General features: G+C 64.2%; 14 protein-coding genes. 11 read left to right on the plus strand and 3 right to left on the minus strand.

Translation table 11 applies throughout. The annotated features are described in order from the left end of the window. Positions 1–18: 18 nt before the first annotated feature. From kdsA to KBY66_RS06900, 4 genes are all read left to right on the plus strand, one after another. Positions 19–831, plus strand: a complete 813-nt coding sequence (gene kdsA / locus KBY66_RS06885) for a 3-deoxy-8-phosphooctulonate synthase (protein ID WP_255088538.1) — start codon at positions 19–21, stop codon at positions 829–831. Next, entirely contained in the window at positions 828–1,379 is a 552-nt protein-coding gene (locus KBY66_RS06890) for a KdsC family phosphatase (protein ID WP_255088539.1), read from the plus strand. The genes kdsA and KBY66_RS06890 overlap by 4 nt, the downstream gene beginning before the upstream one ends. 16 nt (positions 1,380–1,395) lie before the next feature. Further along, on the plus strand, positions 1,396–2,484 hold the full coding sequence (locus KBY66_RS06895; protein ID WP_255088540.1) for a hypothetical protein: 1,089 nt from the start codon (positions 1,396–1,398) through the stop codon (positions 2,482–2,484). Between the two features lie 737 nt (positions 2,485–3,221). Beyond that, complete coding sequence (locus tag KBY66_RS06900) at positions 3,222–4,238, plus strand: glycosyltransferase family 2 protein (RefSeq protein ID WP_255088541.1); 1,017 nt, start codon at positions 3,222–3,224, stop codon at positions 4,236–4,238. Positions 4,239–4,313: 75 nt separating this feature from the next. On the opposite strand, the gene KBY66_RS06905 is transcribed toward KBY66_RS06900, so the two are convergent. Further along, positions 4,314–4,856, minus strand: coding sequence for a hypothetical protein (locus KBY66_RS06905; RefSeq protein WP_255088542.1), 543 nt, complete (start codon positions 4,854–4,856; stop codon positions 4,314–4,316). Between the two features lie 1,023 nt (positions 4,857–5,879). Between KBY66_RS06905 and KBY66_RS06910 the strand changes: the two genes are divergently transcribed. Continuing rightward, on the plus strand, positions 5,880–6,929 hold the full coding sequence (locus KBY66_RS06910) for a hypothetical protein (protein WP_255088543.1): 1,050 nt from the start codon (positions 5,880–5,882) through the stop codon (positions 6,927–6,929). A 239-nt stretch (positions 6,930–7,168) separates the two neighbouring features. Here the strand turns inward: KBY66_RS06910 and KBY66_RS06915 are convergent, their stop codons facing one another. Both KBY66_RS06915 and KBY66_RS06920 read right to left on the minus strand, forming a co-directional pair. Further along, positions 7,169–8,281 carry a hypothetical protein gene (locus tag KBY66_RS06915; RefSeq protein WP_255088544.1) on the minus strand — a complete coding sequence of 371 codons (1,113 nt, stop codon included), beginning with the start codon at positions 8,279–8,281 and terminating at the stop codon, positions 7,169–7,171. Beyond that, positions 8,278–10,671, minus strand: coding sequence for a UvrD-helicase domain-containing protein (locus KBY66_RS06920; protein WP_255088545.1), 2,394 nt, complete (start codon positions 10,669–10,671; stop codon positions 8,278–8,280). The genes KBY66_RS06915 and KBY66_RS06920 overlap by 4 nt, the downstream gene beginning before the upstream one ends. Positions 10,672–10,810: 139 nt before the next feature. Between KBY66_RS06920 and KBY66_RS06925 the strand changes: the two genes are divergently transcribed. From KBY66_RS06925 to KBY66_RS06950, 6 genes are all read left to right on the plus strand, one after another. Continuing rightward, positions 10,811–11,056: an acyltransferase family protein gene (locus tag KBY66_RS06925; protein WP_255088546.1), complete on the plus strand. Its 246-nt coding sequence runs from the start codon at positions 10,811–10,813 to the stop codon at positions 11,054–11,056. After that, entirely contained in the window at positions 11,022–11,612 is a 591-nt protein-coding gene (locus KBY66_RS06930; protein ID WP_399225005.1) for an acyltransferase family protein, read from the plus strand. The genes KBY66_RS06925 and KBY66_RS06930 overlap by 35 nt, the downstream gene beginning before the upstream one ends. A gap of 141 nt (positions 11,613–11,753) precedes the next feature. Continuing rightward, entirely contained in the window at positions 11,754–12,707 is a 954-nt protein-coding gene (locus KBY66_RS06935) for a hypothetical protein (RefSeq protein ID WP_255088549.1), read from the plus strand. Between the two features lie 110 nt (positions 12,708–12,817). After that, positions 12,818–13,537, plus strand: a complete 720-nt coding sequence (locus tag KBY66_RS06940; protein ID WP_255088550.1) for a glycosyltransferase — start codon at positions 12,818–12,820, stop codon at positions 13,535–13,537. Next, the gene (locus KBY66_RS06945; RefSeq protein ID WP_255088551.1) at positions 13,528–14,517 is read left to right on the plus strand and encodes a glycosyltransferase family 2 protein; all 990 of its coding nucleotides are present in this window, start codon (positions 13,528–13,530) and stop codon (positions 14,515–14,517) included. The genes KBY66_RS06940 and KBY66_RS06945 overlap by 10 nt, the downstream gene beginning before the upstream one ends. 22 nt (positions 14,518–14,539) lie before the next feature. Continuing rightward, a complete protein-coding gene (locus KBY66_RS06950; protein ID WP_255088552.1) occupies positions 14,540–15,436 on the plus strand; it encodes a hypothetical protein in 897 nt (298 codons plus the stop codon). Position 15,437 lies beyond the last annotated feature (1 nt).

A 15,437-nucleotide genomic window follows, 5' to 3' on the forward strand; every position in this document is an offset into this window, starting at 1 on the left:
CTCCCGATCCCCGCTTCCATGAGCTTCACCCTGATCGCCGGACCCTGCGTGATCGAGTCCCCGGAGCTTGTGTTCGGCATCGCCGAACGGGTGAAGCAGATCACCGAGCGGCTGGGCATCACCTACGTGTTCAAGGCCAGCTTCGACAAAGCGAACCGCAGCTCCGGTGGCTCCTTCCGCGGCCCCGGTGTGGCCGAGGGTCTGGCCGTGCTGGCGGAGGTGAAGGCCCGCTTCGGGCTGTCGCTGCTCACCGACATCCACGAGAGCCACCAGGCCGCCGAAGTGGCGGCGGTGGTGGACGTGCTGCAAATCCCCGCCTACCTCTGCCGCCAGACCGACCTGCTGCTGGCCGCCGCCGAGGCCGTGCGGGGCACCGACAAGACGATCAACGTGAAGAAAGGCCAGTTCCTGGCCCCCTGGGACATGGCCCAGGTGGTGACCAAGCTGCGGGAGGCTGGCGTCGAGAAGCTCTGGCTCACCGAGCGGGGCTCCAGCTTCGGCTACAACACCCTGGTGGTGGATTACCGCAGCCTGCCCCAGCTGAAGGCCCTCGGCTGCCCGGTGATCTTCGATGCCACCCACTCGGTGCAGCAACCGGGCGGCCGCGGCAGCAGCAGCGGCGGACAGAGAGAGTTTGTGGCGCCGCTGGCCCGGGCGGCCGTGGCGGTGGGTGTGGACGGCCTCTTCCTCGAGGTGCACCCCGATCCCGAGAACGCCCTCAGCGATGGGCCCAACATGGTGCCCCTGCACCGGCTGGAGCCGTTGCTGGAGCAACTGATGGCGATCCGGACGCCATTGCTGGCCGGCACCGAGGCCGTCAGCACGCTGTGAGTGCCGGCCGCCGCCAGTTGCGCGGCCGCCTGGCTGCCGTTCAGTTGCTGGTGCTGGATGTGGATGGGGTGCTCACCGATGGCGGCCTGTTCACCACCGAATCCGGTGAGGTGATCAAGCGCTTCGATGTGCGCGACGGCCTCGGCATCCGTCTGTTGCAGCAGGTTGGCCTGGAGGTAGCCCTGCTCAGCGGCGGCAAGGGGGGCGCCACCAACCAGCGGGCCCGCACGCTCGGCATCCACCACTGCCTCACTGGTGTGAAAGACAAACCGGCGGCCCTCGCGGGTCTGCAGCACACCCTCGGCGTGCCGCCAGAGCGCACCGCCTACGTGGGCGACGACCTCAACGACCTGGTGGTGCGACCCCTGGCGGGGCTGCTGCTCTGCCCGGCCGATGCGGCGGCGCCGCTGCGGCGCCAGGCCGACTGGGTGCTGGGCCGCCCCGGCGGAGGGGGGGCTGTGCGGCTGTTGGCCGAGGCGATCCTGCGCTCCCGCGGCGACTGGCGCGCGCTGGCACGCCACGGCTGGCTCGACCGCAACGACCGCTGATGAAGCGGCGCGCGCCATGGACCTGAAGCAGCGGCTGCGACAGCGGCTCCAGGCAGCCCTGCGGGCCGGTCGGCTGGGTCCCCTGGACCGGCTGCAGCGACTGGACCGTGACCAATGGCAGGCTCTGGCCGCCTTCCGCGGGTTGGTGCATCAGGCCTTCGCAGCCCGCCCCTTCGCCCCCCAGGTCTGTTCCGACCTCTGGGACCAGGGCAGCTTTCGATCCTCGTCGGGGCTGAAGCCCTTCTTCAGCCCAGCCCGCCGTGAACGAGAAAACGCCTCCCACCATTACGGCCACGACATCCAACTCAAGCGCCACGCCGGCCTGCCCCTGATCGGCGCGCCTCTGCCGTTCCTGCTGGAGCACGGCCTCAAGGTGTCCGAGGGGGCCACCTTCGAGACTCCCCGGCCCTGGGCGCAGGGCTATCTCTGCATGGGACCGCTCCGGGCCGGCTGGATCACCGGGCGCTTCGGCCTGCCGGCCACCCCGATCGGCCCCTGGATCGCCTACGCGCGGCCCGTGCTCGATCCTGAAGCTCTCGCGGAGTTGCGCGCCCAGCTTGGTCCTGCCCTGCTGGTGGTGCTGGCTCACAGCTGGGACCAGGTGGAGCGCTCGAACGACCTCATGGCCTGCATTGATGAGGTGGAGCAACGGGTCCGCACAAGTGGCTACCGCAGCGTGATCTGGCTGCGGCACTGGAAGGACCCGCACCTGGAGGGTCTGCCACCTGGCTGGATCCTGGCCTGCAACGGCCATCGCTCCAACCCCTGGTTCCTCGATGGGATGCGCACCCTGCTGGAGCTCAGCGACGGCCTGGCCAGCAACGCCTTCGGCACCCATCTGGGCTATGGCGTGGCCCTGGGCAAGCGGCTGCACTGGATCGATGGGGAAGCCGAGCAGGATCTCTCCGGCCTCGAGGCGGCCAAGGCACAGGAAGAAAGCCGAGAGTGGGCCGAGCGGCGGCGGCTCAGCGTCGCCCTCCGGGGGCTGCTGGCCCATGGGGCCGGCAGTGAATCCGGTGGACCCGTCTGGAGCCTGCTGGATCCGTTCTGGGGCTTCGGGCGGTTCCGGGGACAGGAGGAGCTGGGCCAGATCCTCCACCCCTGAGGCCCCACCAAGATCAGCCACGACCTTGAGCATTCCCTCAGCTTCAGCATCAACCGCGAACCGGTCCGGGGCAATTCGGGAGGGGTGACTCTGGGAATTGTGGCTAGCATCCTAAGCTTCGTTCGAGTCAACCCGATCGGCCTCGGCATCGTTCCTCTCATGGAGGTTGTGATTGCACAGATGCCAAGCTCAACGGCTGCCATCGATGACCCTTTCCATGAACTCTGACCTCAATTCCAGCCAGATCAAGTAGATTCTCAACCGGGCAACTGCATAGCTGAAATCAGTTTAGTCTAGTCACACAAGTTCTCAGGATCAAGCCCCTGAGGGCGTAGGTGCTCCTATTCCGCGTTTTGGCAAAGCCATCTGCCAAGGGACGACGACTGTGGTGGCTTCGGCACAGGTCTTCTTCATTCCCAGTACGCGTCACTCCCAGAACGACAAACCGTTCCAACGAGTCCTTGCCGCTGCGGTTGCTGAAATCAGCATCTAGAAGAATCCTGAAGATTTCTGCGGGAAATCGCCTAAGATAAGGCACCAGCAACGGCGCATTCTGCTGAGGTTCATGAATAAACTTCTCTTCATTTTAGAATCGTTCTCGTCCTATTCAGCCATCCAGTCTTGGGTGAAGTTGATCGTCTTGTTGGCGCAGCGTCAGGGGCGTCATTGATGTTTCGAGATGGGATGAAGTGTAAGCTGCCATTCGTTGTCAATGAGGACGCCATCAAGTTGTGAGGTTGAACAACCCTGGTGTCAGCATCGTCACGGTCTGCATGAACCGCAGCGGCCATCTCCTGCAATCGGCGGCGGCGGTGGCGGCCTGGCCCCATCACGCTGAGCACCTGGTGGTCGACTGGAGCAGCACAGAGCCATTGCGCCGCGCCGATCTTCCCGGCGATCCCCGGCTGCGGTTGCTGCGGGTGGAGGGTGAGGAGCGCTGGAACCTCTGTCGGGCCTACAACTTTGCGGTGGGGCAGGCCTGCGGCGCAGTGATTCTCAAGCTGGACGCCGACGCATGGCCCAGCCAGGGGTTCGACCCATCTGCCCCAGGGCTGCGGATGGGGGACAGAGGAAGAGTCTGCGCGTTCGGGAGCGGCCTGGATGGACGGAAGGGACAACTGCTGATCGAACGGAGAATGTTCGAGGACGTGGGCGGCTTCAATGAACTGATGATGGGGTACGGCTTCGATGACAAGGATTTGCGGGTTCGGCTGCGGCTGCTGAGCGGCCAGGAGCCGGCGGTGATTCCAGCCGATTGGCTGGAGGTGATCGCCCACTCTGACGAAGAGCGGGCCGAACAGGGCAGGGCCGGCCACGGGCATTGGCTGAAGGCTTGCCAGGGCCAGGCTGCGATGCGGGCCACTCAGATGGCCAACCGACTCGTCGCTGCCTACTGTCCCTGGAGTGCTCGCATGGCCGCCTCCTGCTACGACGAGTGCTCCGAAGCGACATGGCGTGTGAGGACTGCCTCTATTCCCCGCCGCCCGGGGAGCATCGTCGCCGAACTTGACCATGTCGGGCGCATGACCTTCTGGGGTACCTTTCTGGCGGTCCCGGAAGTGTTCTTAGAGACGCTGCCCTTCAGCCTGTTCCCACCGGCCCAAGACGGACGGTGGGACGTGCGTTGGTGGCACCGATTGTGGTGGTGGACAGGACGCCAGCTGTTGCATCTGCCGGTGCTCGCCCTCGTGGGGGGTCGTGCCGCGATCGCGCCCCTGCTCGGCCGCCGCCAGCGGAGCGGCAAGCCAAACTGACCAAAAATCAGTTGTTGCGTAGGACGCATTGCATTTCTATCGCTGACGTCCGCATAATCTAGCGAGAACGCATATCTAGATACTCGTTAGATCTGTATATAATTTTTCATCGGCAACGCCAAGATGCAAGGAGGTGCGGAGAAATCGAAAGTCGTCGTTGTACAGCTCTCTAACCATTCCTTTCAGTCTATCATTAAAAAAGTTTTGATAGTGTGGAATCTTCTTCTGTTGAATTAACTCCAGCAAAGCCTCTCGCTCGAGCCTCCAGGCATTCTCGGGAAAAGGCGCACCATCTGAGATAGTTTCGCCAGATTTCCCATCTTTAGGGCCGTACTTATTAACTCTAAATGGCATTTCAATGTTCGTTTCGAACATGCTATTGATGTGGCCTTCCAGGGGCTTTAGATGATCTGAATCATAGATAGCATCGAAGGATACCCACCTATGCTTGGATATCTGTGGCATAAAGTGCAGCTTGTCAATATACCTATAGTTGCTTCGATAAAGTTCTTCCAGAAAATCCTGAAAGGTAGAAAGATTAATCTGGGGATTTCTACGTCTAGAAGCTTCAAGATAGTTTTTATGCTCAACATACTTGTTTAAAAAGCCGCTGATCACACGTTTGTATGGGTTTCTGAAGACGATGATATTTGATCTGATTGGACATCTAATTTGCTTGGACTGAGCGACTTCCCAGGCAAAGTCACTGACACTTCTGCATGAGCATTTTGGAGATGTGCGGATCCAGACCCTGTCAATTCTGTTGAAAAATGTCCTTGGTGCCACTGAGTCGTCATGGCCGACAACGTTTTACCTTAGCATCCATAGGCATTGGCGACGACCACGGGGAACGTTGATTCAGGTAATCTGGGTTTCGGAACCATGGCCATCGTCGATCTGTGAGTCAGGGCTCTACCCCTAAGAAACCCCACACTCAATGTTATGAATTCAAAGCCCTAGCAATGTCAGAGGATGGAACTGCCCAGTAAATGCCATCCACCTCACGGGACTCTCTACACGATCGTGCTGCTTTGCATGGGTTTCTATTTCTGCAGAGAACGTCCGAACAAGTGATAAAAGACTGCGATGCGTGGATCTCTATCGATCACTTGATGGTCTGGCCAATTCTATCATCGCCTGCAATATTTACAGGTTGCGGATCATAGCTGATGTACGCGGCCGAGCCTGTTGCTTTAGCTGGTAATCCCTTCAGCATGGCGATCCTGCTCCATCAGCCTTTGCTGAGTATTCTGATTTAAGCTCTGTACAATAGCTGCTATCCTAGTCGCCCAGAGTTGCGATCCAGATGACAGCGCTCTCCTTCTAGCTTGGGCCAGCGAATGGCCAGCTTGCATGGCCATCTATACATGCAGGAGCCATTCTGCCATTCTTTATCTGAGGGAGCCAATGCGTCAAGAGGGCCTACGCAACATCATGCAGGCCTACGCTCAGGGTTAGCAAAGGCCTGTCAACATGTTCCCTACCGAAAGCCCCTATCGCATCGACCAAGTCGTTGCCGCGCCAGGGTGGATGGCGGCCTTGTTCCTTGCTCAGGTGATGATGGCATCCCTGATGAGTGGCGCTGTCGTTTGGAAACAACAGCGGATCTGGGCTGGTGCAGCAATGCTGCTATTGGCGCAGGTGGCCTTGTTCTTTACCCTGGCTAGCTGGGGCACCAGCGATCCCACCAAGCTCAGCCACGACTTTGAGCACTACCTCGGCTTCGGCGTCAACGGAGAGCCACTCTGGTGGGGCCTCGGTCCTGTCGTACGGCTGCTGCCCTATCGGATGGCGGCGGTGCAGGGGATGGTGGCGGCCGGTTTCGCCGCCGCCCCGCTGCTGCTGGCCCGCCGCTGGGGCGTGCCTGCCTGGGGGGGCTGGTGGAGCCTGCTGATCGTCTGCAGCCCTCTCTTGCGGGGATTCCTCCAGAACAGCCACACCCGCCAGGCACTGGCGGTGCTGCTGCTGCTTCCTGTGTTCCTGTGGGCGGCACAGCTGGCTCGCTTCGAGCGCCTGCGGGGGGGATTGGCGTTGCTTCTCTCCGCCCTGGCGCACACCACCTTCCCGCTCAATCTCGGCATCAGCCTGGCTCCCTTGCTGGTTCGGGCGCCGGGGCGGGGCGGCTGCGGGGGCGAGCGCTGGAGAGCCCTGGCTCAGTGGCACCTGCGGACCCGGCTGCTGGTGCTGCTCGCAGCCCTGGTGCTATTGCTGCTGGCCGGCCTGTTGGGGCCGATCCTGATGCAGAAGTTTTTCTTGTACCGCAGCCAGGACTATTTCAACACCTATTCCCTGCGCAAGGTGGTGGGAAGGTTGCAGTGGGCCATCGCTGGTGGTGTGGTGCTGGCTGCCCTGCAGAAACGGCTCAATCCACGCCAGCTGCTGGGGTGCCAGCGGACCCGGCTGCTGATGCTCTTCGGCCTGCTTTACATCGCCGTGCAGGCCTCGATCCAATGGGAATGGCTACCCCAGGCGACCAGTCGCCTGGCGGATGCTGTGGGCTTCTTTCTGCTGATCAGTTTGATCGCCTGGCTACACTATTATCAGGCCAACTGGTATGTGTTGCCGGCCTTGATCGTCACCCTGATCTATTGGTTTGACGATCGCATCCTGGCCTCCGCCAATCTGGTCTGTGGACGCAACGATAGCTTTCTCTGTGTGCCCGATCGCTGGCCGTGGCTGATGCGTTACTGAGGCGGCGGCCCGATGGGTTGAGCCTCACCGGTCGGGTCTCACCAGCGCTCCCTGCATGTTCAGGCTGTGGGCCGAGCGCGGCGAAACGTCGGCCAGGGCCAGTCCGCAAACACGGTCTGCAACCGGCGGCGGCTGCCCGGCTCCAGATCCATCCCCAGGCGGGCGCCGTAACGGGCAGGGAGGCGGCCAGCGGATCCTCATCGCTCGCTCCATCGGGATGGAAAACGGCTCCACCACCATCACCTTCCGCCAGCTAGCGGTGGCAGGGACTCGCGGCAGAGCAGGGCCATGCGGCGCACCCGAAGCCAGCGGTGCAGGAACTCCTGGGGCCTGCGCCGGTAGTTCGGATTGGCGCGCCACAGGGGAGCCAGCGCCAGCCAGCGCACCTCCGCCCCGGTGAGGCGCCGCACCCCCACCAGGGCGGAGGTCATGCCGGCCACGATCAGCGGCCGCTGCGGTGCCGCCTGCTGCCAGCGGCGCACCAATAGCTCCAGGGGCAGGGCCGAGCGGATCGGACCGGCCACCGCCGCCGGCAGGTCTGGTCCGAAGCTGCCCCCCGGCGGCGCCTTGGGGTGATCGATCAACAGCAGCCGGTCGCGGCGGCGCTCGAAGCCCTCGAGCTGATCGAGCCAGGCCTCCAACACGACCACCGGCAGCCGCTGGCCAGGAAACTGGTGGGCCAGGTTGGGCACTGAGCAGAGCCACAGCGGCCCCCCGGGCGAACTCAGGGCCAGCACGGCCTCCACGCCAGCGTCGGTCGACGGGCCCAGGCTTGCCACCAAGCTGTCGAATAGGTGGGCGCGCTCACTCAGCGGCATCGGCTCCACCGGGCCTGCTGGTCGGTGCCACAGGGGCTGGCGGCCTTCGAGAAACCGCCGCACTCGCCGATCCGGTTCCAACACCGGCAGTCCCAGCAGGCTCGGGAGAAGCGCTCGAAGCTCCCGCCCGCAGCGGTAGTAGATCCCCACGGCGTCCCCACAGTCGAGCACCAAGGGGATACCGAGCCGCTCCAACGGCTGCCGTTGACACCTTTGCCAGAGGTTATTGAGGCAGGCGATCTCCCATTCATCTGGAAGCAACCGGACCGAATCGCGCACCAGCCGCAGCCCGGCGCAGGCCGCGGGCCACTCCCGGCGCAGGGCGCCGAACCAGTGCTCCAGATGGTGGTGCAGGGCCTCAAGGCCAGCGGAGTCCTGCCGCAGTCCGCCGGTCACCAGCACCGCCAGATCGCGCGCACACCAGCCTTCCCGCTCCCCCAGGCCGATCACCACCGCCAGCTGGTTCACGAGATGCACCAGGCCGCCGCTCAGTACCAGCACCCGGGGGCCACCCGGTGTGGTGGCAAGAGTCAAAGCGGCTCGATCGGCGCCAGGCGCGGATCGAGAATCTTCGGACCCATACCCTCGAACTTCACGGCGATCGAGATCTTCTCGCCACTGCCGAACAGGTGGGTGATCGTGCCGTCGCCGAAGTTGGCGTGGTGCAGCTGGTCGCCCACTGCCCAGGGCCACGCCTGGGCCAGGCGCCGCACCGCATTGGCCGGGGCCGCGGCGCTGCCGCCAGCGGCCACCCGCTGGCTTTCCTCGCGATCCACGCGCGTGAGCCGATCCAGCCGCTGCTCCCGCCGCAGGGCCGCGCCGCCGCTGCGGGGCACATCCCCCTGCACCAGCTCCGGCGGCAGCTCCGAGAGGAACACAGAGGGCACGGCCGGCTCGCGCATGCCGCCCCACAGACGCCGCTCACTGGCATGGGAGAGGAACAGCCGCTCCTTGGCACGGGTGATGCCCACGTAGCAAAGGCGCCGCTCCTCCTCCAGGGCGGCGGGATCCTCCAGGGAGCGGTAGCTGGGGAACAGGCCCTGCTCCAGCCCCACCAGGCACACCACGGGGAACTCCAGCCCCTTGCTGGCGTGCAGGGTCATCAGGGTGACCCGGTCGGCGGCGGTGTCCTTGCTGTCGGCGTCGCTGGCCAGGGCGGCGGAGGCCAGGAATCCCTCCAGCGACCCCTCCTCGTTCTCCTCCTGGTACTGCAGGGCGGCGTTCACCAGCTCCTGCAGATTGCGCCGCCGTTCCTCGGACTCATCGGTGCCCTCGGTGATCAGTTCCGCCAGGTATCCGCTCTGCTCCATCACCCGCTGCACCAGTTCGGAGGGCGGGGCATCCTGCAGCCGCTGGGCCAGGTCGGTGATCAGCTCGCCGAACTGCAGGAGGCCCCGAGCGGAGCGGCCCGCCAGGGACCGCACCGCCTCCGGATCGTTCACCACCTCCCAAAGGGGAAGGCCCAGCTGGTTGGCGGCATCGGTGAGCCGCTGCACGGTGGTCTTGCCAATGCCGCGCCTGGGCACGTTCAGCACCCGAAGCAGGCTGACGGTATCGGCGGGGTTGACCAGCAGGCGCAGATAGGCGAGCACGTCCTTGATCTCACGCCGGTCGTAGAAGCGCAGACCGCCCACCACGATGTAGGGGATGCCCCAGCGCACCAGCGATTCCTCCATCGCCCTCGACTGGGCATTGGTGCGGTAAAGCACGGCCATGCCGCCCCAGCGCAGTTCCGGATGAACCGCTTCCAGCTGCCGCAGCCGGTGCACCACCGCTTCGGCCTCGGCGATTTCGTCGTCGCAGCGGGTGACGGTGATCCGCTCGCCCTCGCCGCGGGTGGCCCGCAGCACCTTGTCGATGCGCTCCGTGTTGTGGGCAATCAGGGCGTTGGCCGCCTCCAGGATCGTGGCGGTGGAGCGGTAGTTTTCCTCCAGCTTCACCATCGTGCGGGTGGCCTCGTCGCTGGCCCGATCGCCGAAGTCGTCCTGGAAGCCCATCAGGATGGTGAAATCGGCGGCGCGGAAGCTGTAGATGCTCTGGTCGGCATCGCCGACCACGAAGACCGAGCGCTGGCCCCAGTCGTCGAAGGTCTCGGGATCGCGGCCACCCGTTACCAGCAGCTTGATCAGGTCGTACTGGGTGCGGTTGGTGTCCTGGTATTCATCCACCAGCACGTGGCGGAAGCGACCGTGCCAGTAGTGGCGCACCTGCTCGTTGCTCTGCAACAGCTGGACCGGCAGCAGCAGCAGGTCGTCGAAGTCGAGGGCGTTGTTGGCGGCCAGGGCGCGGCGGTAGAGCCGGTAGGCCTCGGCCTCCTTGCGGCCGCGCATCCCCTCGGCCTTCGCCTCCATCACATCCGGCAGCCAGCCCTGGTTCTTGGCGTTGCTGATCGCCCAGCGCACCTTTTTGGGCTCGAAGCGCTTGGGGTCGAGGCCAAGCTCCTGGGTGACGATCTCCTTGACCAGGGTCTGGGCGTCGGATTCGTCGTAGATCGAGAACTGGCGGGTCCAGGTGAGCCCTTCCGGGTCCTTGTACTTGTCGATGTCGAAGCGCAGCAGCCGCGCGAACAGGGCGTGGAAGGTGCCAATCCAGAGCTCCTTGGTGACCTCCCGATAGATGCGGTTGCGCAGTTGCCGCTGCTGCTGGGGCGACAGGATGCTGAAGGGCTGGCCGAACTGGCTCTGGGCCAGTTTCTGGGCGAGCAGCAGCTCCAGCCGCTCCTTCATCTCCCGGGCCGCCTTGTTGGTGAAGGTGACAGCAAGCAGCTGGCCAGGATCGACGCCGTGGTGACCGATCAGGTGGGCGATCCGATGGGTGAGGGCGCGGGTCTTGCCGCTCCCCGCTCCCGCCACCACCAGCATCGGGCCGTTGTGGTGATCCACCGCCCGGCGCTGGGCGTCGTTGAGGCCGACGAGAAAGCTCATTGATCCCACTCTATCGACGCCGTCTCAACTGCCTGCCTCGAGGGTCCAGCCGGCTTTGGCTGCCGCGGCCGTGGTGGGATGTCGGTCACGGAAGGCTGGGTACGATTCCACCCAAACTCGACCGAAATCACACAGATCAATGCGCGTTCGTCAATGCGGAATCGACTGGATGCGTGGTCTCTCGATCCTCTTCATCGTGGGGTACTGGCATTTGCTTGGCTATGCCCATGGGATCAATCATTACAAGAATGGGTTCACTGGCCGCCTCACCTTGGTGGTGCTTGGGTTGTTCATCTTCCTCTCTGGCCACCTAGTCAGCCGCTCCTTTGGCCCGCTGTTTCGACGAACCGATGTGCTGCCGTTCTACCGCCGGCGCCTGTGTTGACCGGTGCAGCCTTGCTGGTGTCCGCCCTCACCGGCAACACACCCCACACCCTCTGGTACATCACGGTGTTGATGGTATACATCGCCCTGGCCCCCGCCTGTTCCTCTATCTCCCCTCCTTCGTGGCCGGCATGCTCAGCCCCGGCCCCATCCGTGGGGTGTCCGGCGGTGTCCCATGGATGCTGGTGGTGGGGGTGACGGTGGGCGCTGTGGTGGGGCTGCCGTTGTCCTTCCTCCCATCCGAGTTGGATGAGCGGAACCTGTTGTTCATGCCGCTGGTCCTGTTCGGCTCCTGGTTGGTGTTTCTGCTGGTCAGAAGGGTTGAGCGGCGCTTGAGCCAACCCTGGTGGATCCTCCAACTCAGCGCCGCCAGTTACTTTCTCTATCTCTTCCATCGCCCCCTGTTCAAGCTGGCCACCTCCTGGTCCAGCAGCACTGCGGTGGTGCCGGAGCTGGCCTACCTGCTGCTGGCCTGTCTGCCCCTGATCATCCTCACGGCCTGGTGGGGACAGCGGCTCTACGACGCAGGCCTGGCCACCATCGGCGGCAGCCGCTGACCCAGCGGGCCCTCACCTGGGTCCGGGGAAGACTTTGGAACCCATCCGTCAACGCGTTTAGATTCCCCAACACCTGACTCAGGCCGATGGCCAAGGGAGCGGTCGACCGCTTGACCACCACCAACACATGAATCTCAACCGATGGAGATGACCTGGTCAGAACATCTTCAGGGTGCTGAGGTTCATCGCGATCCTTTTCCCCATCTGATCATCGATGATTTTCTGCCTGAGGTTCTCCTGGAGACAGCCATCCGGAGCTTCCCGGATCTTGCCCTGATCGGCGATCTGGCCTCCAGATCAGAGGATCTCCCAGCCAATGCAAGGGCCAGCCTGGATCTGGCCACGGTCCATGGCTGTGGCGATCGCAGGCTTGAGGATCTGAAGGCCTTCTACCAGGTCCTCCAGGTCGAGAAACTCGTCCGCTTGCTGTTCGCAAGGCTGCGCCCCTTCCTGGAAGATCCGCTCGACGCCGAGGCCGAGCACCTTCCTTTTCTGCCCCGGATGTCGCTGGCCGACCGGCAAAACTGGCTGCAGGGGAGGCCATCCCTCTCTTTCGACATCCAGCCGGGAATCAACCCACCGCAATTTGCCGGACTGGAGCCCCATCTTGACGACAAATACGAACTATTTGCTGGCTTATTGTATATCTATCCAGCGGAAATACCTCCTGTGGGTGGTGACCTCATCCTCTACGAACGCCGCCCGGATCAGGTGTTCGATGGAACCAGACTGAAGGGAAACACCTACGGGGCCAAGCCGGTCAAGAGAATCGCCTACCGGCACAACCGGTTCGTGGCTCTGCTCAATGGCAATTCGGCGTTGCATGGGGTCACGCCCTACCTGGAAAGCGACAATCAACTCCCGCGAAGACTTTACAACATCATCGTTGAAGCCTATAATCTTCCCTACAAGAGCTATGATTACTGGGATTTACCCCGAGGCAATAGAATCACCAACCTCAAACATGCGGTCAAGGGTGCCATCATGCTGCTGCAGCATGGGCTCACAAAGGCGGTGTCCCCATCCAAAATCATGGATCAACTTGTCCATTCCACCCCCGGTGAGGTGATGGATCGCTGGGAGTTCTGGGCCTGAAGGGCCCAGCCGGTTCTTCAGGCCATGATCCGAACGGTACATTGGCCCCCTTGGCCCGGGTGGCTGCCTTCCTCCTGCCGGCCTAGGCGCTCGGCGACACCGACATCACCATGACAGCCCCTTTCGGAGCCATCCCCATTTTCATTGGCTATGACCCGCGCGAGCGGGCCGCCACCACGGTGCTGATCGACAGCCTCTATCAGCACAGCAGCGCGCCGCTGGCCATCACGCCGCTGGTGACCCCCCAACTGGAGCGTCAGGGCCTCTACCGACGGGAGCGCGACCCGAAGCAGAGCACCGCCTTCTCCTTTACCCGCTTCCTGGTGCCCCACCTGATGGGCTACCAGGGTTGGGCTGTTTTCTTGGACTGCGACATCCTTTGCCGCGCCGACATTGCCGAGCTTTGGGCCCTGCGTGATGAGCGCCATGCGCTGATGGTGGTGCAGCACGATCACGTGCCCACCGAATCCACCAAATTCCTCGGCGAGCTGCAGAGCGCCTATCCCAAAAAGAACTGGAGTTCGGTGATGCTGTTCAACTGCGCACATTGCACTGCCCTCACCCCTGAGTATGTGAACAGGGCAACCGGACTCGATCTGCACCGCTTCCACTGGCTCGAGGGTGACCACCAGATCGGCGCTCTGCCGGAACGGTGGAACCATCTGGTCGCTGTGCAGGAACCTCCTCAGACGGGCGCGGCCGATGGGGGGCCGGCCCTGCTGCACTGGACTCTGGGTGGCCCCTGGTTTCGGGACATGCGCACCATGGGCGGGCCCCTGGCGGCCGAATGGTTTTCCGCCCGCGACGACGCCCTGCGGCTTTGGGACTGAGCATCGTCACGGTCTGCAAGAACCGCCGCGATCATCTGCTGCGATCAGCTACAGCGGTGGCCCGCTGGCCCCACCACGCGGAACACCTGGTGGTCGACTGGAGCAGCAGCGAGCCTTTGCGCCGCGCCGACCTGCCAGACGATCCGCGGTTGCAGCTGCTGCGGGTGGATGGGGAGCGGGGCTGGAATCTCTGCCGTGCCTACAACTTCGCCATCGCCCGGGCCAGCCATCACCTGATCTTCAAACTCGACGCTGACTGCTGGCCATTGGAGCCCTTCGATCTGCAGGCCCTGCTGGGCCAGGGGCCGGCATCGGTCTGTGCCTTCGGCACGGGGTTCGAGGGCGGCAAGGGCCAGTTCCTGATCGAGCGGGGCCTGTTCGAGGCGGTAGGGGGATTCAATGAATATCTGATTGACTACGGCTTCGACGACAAGGACCTGAGGGCACGGCTTCGGATGCTGCGTGGCCGCGACCCCGACGACATTCCGCTGAACTGGCTCCAGGTGATCCCCCACTCCGACGCCGACCGGGCCGAGCTGCGCCGGGGACTCCTGCTGACCCCGTTGGAGCAGTCGCTGGCGCTGGCGCGGATGCGCTCCTCGCGACTGGCGAACCGGTTGCTGGCGGCCCACTACCCCTGGAGCAACCGTGCCGCCGCCAGCCAATACATGGAAAGCCGGGCCCAATGCTGGCAGGTGCAGCGCGACACCGTCCCCGTGCCGGCTGGCGATGCCGCCGAAGAGCTGGAGCATGCCCGGCGGATGGTCTTCTGGGGCACCTTTTTGGCGATTCCGGAGATCTTCCTGGGGTTGCTGCCGTTCAAGCTGTTCCCGCCTGCCCGCGAGGGGCACTGGCCGGTGCGTTGGTGGCATCGGGCCTACTGGCACACTGGGCGGCGTCTTCTGGAGGTGCCTGTCGCCCTGCTGTCCTGCACCCGGGGCACACTGCAGAAGACCCTCACCCTGCTGGGCCGGGGCTGATGGCCACCGTGCGGGGTTGCCCGTGAGGAACATCAGCCTCTACCTCTGCTTCAACCAGGTGAACTACCTGGCGGCCTGGCGCCAGCGTTGCCTGGAGAGGCCCCATGACCTCAGCCTGCTGCTGGTGGAATCCAGCCGCTTCCGTCTCGATGCCAGCAAGCCCTGGCCCGGTGTTGGCGGCTATCTGCGCTGCCGCAGTGGGCCCTGGACCATGGCGGGCCTGGTGCTTCTGGCACTGCTGGGACTGATTGGACGCGTCTACATCCCCCACCGGCGCGAGGCGGGACGGGCCCTGGGCTTTGTGCTCTCCCGTTGCCACACCGTCCACCTGCTCGATGACGGCCTCGACCAATACCGCGCCCAGCCCCGCGCCCTCACCCCCGGCCAGTTCCCCGCCGGCACGCCGCTCTATCTGTTCTCCGAGGCGGTGCCGTTCCGGGCCCCCTGGTGTGCCCGCTTCAACTGCCGGGAGCTGGGGGCCTTTCCGTTGCCGGCGCGCGATCCCGCCGGCGAGGCCCTGCTTGCCTCTCCCCAGGCCCCGGCAAGCCTGGTGGTGGATGCCCCGGGGCTGGAGAGGCTGCCGCCAATGGAGGCCGAGCTGCCGACGCCGCGGCTGGTGCTGCCCCATCCGGCCCCAGGCAAACGCAGCTGGTCGGCGCCCGATTCAGTGGGGCGGCACTCTGCGGTCGCGGCTGGGGCCCAACCCCCGCCCAACCCCGACTGGCTCGTTCTCCACGTGGCCGGGCCGGTGCTGATCGGCGAGAGCCACCTGCTGGTGATGGCGCTGGTGCACCGCGCCCCCGACTGGCCCCTGCTGGTGGCCCTGCCCCAAACAGTGGACCCCCACCTGCAGGCCATGGTGGAGAGCCTCTGCGAGCGGCGACCAGCCACCCGGCTGCTTACCCCGTCCTCCTGCTGAA

Source organism: Synechococcus sp. Tobar12-5m-g (assembly GCF_024345415.1).
GTDB lineage: Bacteria > Cyanobacteriota > Cyanobacteriia > PCC-6307 > Cyanobiaceae > Regnicoccus.

Coding starts and splice junctions, on each gene's coding strand:
- kdsA (WP_255088538.1), top strand. CDS start 19: ATGAGCTTCACCCTGATCGCCGGACCCTGCGTGATCGAGTCCCCGGAG.
- KBY66_RS06895 (WP_255088540.1), top strand. CDS start 1,396: ATGGACCTGAAGCAGCGGCTGCGACAGCGGCTCCAGGCAGCCCTGCGG.
- KBY66_RS06920 (WP_255088545.1), bottom strand. CDS start 10,671: ATGAGCTTTCTCGTCGGCCTCAACGACGCCCAGCGCCGGGCGGTGGAT.
- KBY66_RS06925 (WP_255088546.1), top strand. CDS start 10,811: ATGCGCGTTCGTCAATGCGGAATCGACTGGATGCGTGGTCTCTCGATC.
- KBY66_RS06930 (WP_399225005.1), top strand. CDS start 11,022: ATGTGCTGCCGTTCTACCGCCGGCGCCTGTGTTGACCGGTGCAGCCTT.
- KBY66_RS06935 (WP_255088549.1), top strand. CDS start 11,754: ATGGAGATGACCTGGTCAGAACATCTTCAGGGTGCTGAGGTTCATCGC.
- KBY66_RS06940 (WP_255088550.1), top strand. CDS start 12,818: ATGACAGCCCCTTTCGGAGCCATCCCCATTTTCATTGGCTATGACCCG.